Origin of the sequence: Zhongshania borealis (genome assembly GCF_039539625.1) — a bacterium.
Classification (GTDB): domain Bacteria; phylum Pseudomonadota; class Gammaproteobacteria; order Pseudomonadales; family Spongiibacteraceae; genus Spongiibacter; species Spongiibacter borealis.
Map to the genome: position 1 here is coordinate 1 of NZ_BAABDM010000019.1, position 3,458 is coordinate 3,458.

General features: G+C 49.7%; 2 rRNA genes. Both read right to left on the reverse strand.

Features of this window, described 5'->3' with window-relative positions:
* Positions 1-2: 2 nt before the first annotated feature.
* Positions 3-118: ribosomal RNA gene (gene rrf / locus ABD836_RS19345) — 5S ribosomal RNA — on the reverse strand.
* A gap of 171 nt (positions 119-289) precedes the next feature.
* Positions 290-3,189: ribosomal RNA gene (locus tag ABD836_RS19350) — 23S ribosomal RNA — on the reverse strand.
* Positions 3,190-3,458 lie beyond the last annotated feature (269 nt).

The following is a 3,458-nucleotide window of genomic DNA, read 5'->3' on the forward strand; positions in this document are numbered from 1 at the left end:
AAGCCTGGCGATGACCTACTCTCGCATGGGGAAACCCCAAACTACCATCGGCGATGACACGTTTCACTTCTGAGTTCGGGATGGGATCAGGTGGTACCATGTCTCTATGGTCGCCAGGCAAACTGGCTTGGTTAAATGAGGTGTCTTACGTACTTCCGTACTGCGTCATTCAATCCAAATAAGGTGGTAAATAAGCTGATATAAACAAGTTTTCTCGTATGTGTAGCTCTCGCTACTCGCAACAATCCGCTGCAGTTTCTTCATTGTGATAACAAGACCACTTAATTATATGGTCAAGCCTCACGAGCAATTAGTACAGGTTAGCTCAATGCCTCGCAGCACTTACACACCCTGCCTATCAACGTCCTGGTCTTGAACGGCTCTTTAGGGGGCTCAAGGCCCCAGGGAGATCTAATCTTGGAAGAGGCTTCGCGCTTAGATGCTTTCAGCGCTTATCCCGTCCGAACGTAGCTACCGGGCAATGCATCTGGCGATACAACCCGAACACCAGAGGTTCGTCCACTTCGGTCCTCTCGTACTAGAAGCAGCTTTCCTCAAATCTCCAACGCCCACGGCAGATAGGGACCGAACTGTCTCACGACGTTCTGAACCCAGCTCGCGTACCACTTTAAATGGCGAACAGCCATACCCTTGGGACCGGCTTCAGCCCCAGGATGTGATGAGCCGACATCGAGGTGCCAAACACCGCCGTCGATGTGAACTCTTGGGCGGTATCAGCCTGTTATCCCCGGAGTACCTTTTATCCGTTGAGCGATGGCCCTTCCATACAGAACCACCGGATCACTATGACCTACTTTCGTACCTGCTCGACTTGTCAGTCTCGCAGTCAAGCGCGCTTATGCCATTACACTAACCGCATGATTTCCGACCATGCTTAGCGCACCTTCGTGCTCCTCCGTTACTCTTTGGGAGGAGACCGCCCCAGTCAAACTACCCACCACACAATGTCCTCGAACCAGATAATGGTCCAGAGTTAGAACCCCAACAGTACCAGGCTGGTATTTCAAGATTGGCTCCACCTAAGCTAGCGCCTAAGTTTCAAAGCCTCCCAGCTATCCTACACAAGTAATATCAGAGTCCACTGTGAAGCTATAGTAAAGGTTCACGGGGTCTTTCCGTCTAGCCGCGGGTATACGGCATCTTAACCGCAAATTCAATTTCACTGAGTCTCGGGTGGAGACAGCGTGGCCATCATTACGCCATTCGTGCAGGTCGGAACTTACCCGACAAGGAATTTCGCTACCTTAGGACCGTTATAGTTACGGCCGCCGTTTACCGGGGCTTCGATCAAGAGCTTCGCTTGCGCTAACCCCATCAATTAACCTTCCGGCACCGGGCAGGCGTCACACCGTATACGTCCACTTTCGTGTTTGCACAGTGCTATGTTTTTGATAAACAGTTGCAGCCACCTGGTCACTTCGACTCCCCTCAGCTTACGGAGCAAGTCCGATCACCAGAGGGAGCGTACCTTCTCCCGAAGTTACGGTACCATTTTGCCTAGTTCCTTCACCCGAGTTCTCTCAAGCGCCTTGGTATTCTCTACCTGACCACCTGTGTCGGTTTGGGGTACGGTTTGTTATAACCTGAAGCTTAGAAGATTTTCTTGGAAGCATGGCATCAACGACTTCGTCCAAAAGAGGACTCGTATTCGCTTCTCAGCCTTAGGGAACCGGATTTGCCTAATCCCCCAGCCTACGAGCTTAAACGCGGACAACCAACGCCGCGATCGCCTAGCCTACTCCGTCCCTCCATCGCAGTTATAACAAGTACGGGAATATTAACCCGTTTTCCATCGACTACGCATTTCTGCCTCGCCTTAGGGGCCGACTAACCCTGTCCTGATTAACATGGGACAGGAAACCTTGGTCTTCCGGCGGGGGAGTTTTTCACTCCCCTTGTCGTTACTCATGTCAGCATTCGCACTTCTGATACCTCCAGCAGACTTCTCAATCCACCTTCGCAGGCTTACAGAACGCTCCTCTACCATGCGTGCAAGCACGCATCCGCAGCTTCGGTTACACATTTAGCCCCGTTATATCTTCCGCGCAGGCCGACTCGACTAGTGAGCTATTACGCTTTCTTTAAAGGGTGGCTGCTTCTAAGCCAACCTCCTAGCTGTCTGAGCCTTCCCACATCGTTTCCCACTTAATGTGTATTAGGGACCTTAGCTGGCGGTCTGGGTTGTTTCCCTCTTGACAACGGACGTTAGCACCCGCTGTCTGTCTGCCGTGATTGAACTCCTAGGTATTCGGAGTTTGCATGGGGTTGGTAAGTCGGGATGACCCCCTAGCCCAAACAGTGCTCTACCCCCTAGGGTTAGACACGACGCTCTACCTAAATAGATTTCGAGGAGAACCAGCTATCTCCGAGCTTGATTAGCCTTTCACTCCGATCCACAACTCATCCCCAAATTTTTCAACATTTGTGGGTTCGGTCCTCCAATGCCTGTTACGGCATCTTCAACCTGGCCATGGATAGATCGCCCGGTTTCGGGTCTAATGCCAGCAACTATGACGCCCTATTAAGACTCGGTTTCCCTACGGCTCCCCTATACGGTTAACCTTGCTACTGACATTAAGTCGCTGACCCATTATACAAAAGGTACGCAGTCACAGAACAAGTCTGCTCCTACTGCTTGTACGCATACGGTTTCAGGATCTATTTCACTCCCCTCACAGGGGTTCTTTTCGCCTTTCCCTCACGGTACTGGTTCACTATCGGTCAATTGGTAGTATTTAGCCTTGGAGGATGGTCCCCCCATCTTCAGTCAAGATAACACGTGTCCCGACCTACTTATCGCAAGCTTAGTACCACAGATGTGTTTTCGTGTACGGGGCTATCACCCTGTATCGCTAGACTTTCCAGACTATTCCACTAACACTTCTGCTATCACTTGCAGGCTGTTCCCCTTTCGCTCGCCGCTACTAAGAGAATCTCGTTTGATTTCTTTTCCTCAGGGTACTTAGATGTTTCAGTTCCCCTGGTTCGCCTCCTAAGACCTATGTATTCAGTCAAAGGATACCTAACTTATGTTAGGTGGGTTTCCCCATTCGGACATCTCTGGATCAAAGGTTGGTTGCCACCTCCCCAGAGCTTTTCGCAGGCTCCAACGTCCTTCATCGCCTCCAATTGCCAAGGCATCCACCGTATGCGCTTAGTCGCTTGACCATATAATCAAATAGACTCGCTATCGATCAATCAAGAAACTGCATTACGCGATTATCATCCGACTTGAATGACAACCGTTTTATTTCGCCGGATTGTTACAACACTTGAGAAAACTAGTGTTTATATATATTTCAGCTTATTTACCTTGTTAAAGAACATCTGATTGTAAAAATCAGAAACAAAAACTCTTTACAGAACCAACAAACAAAGCCTGTAAAAGCTTTTCTTTCTAACTTCTTCGCGATAATCTGCTACCACTCTAAACAGTC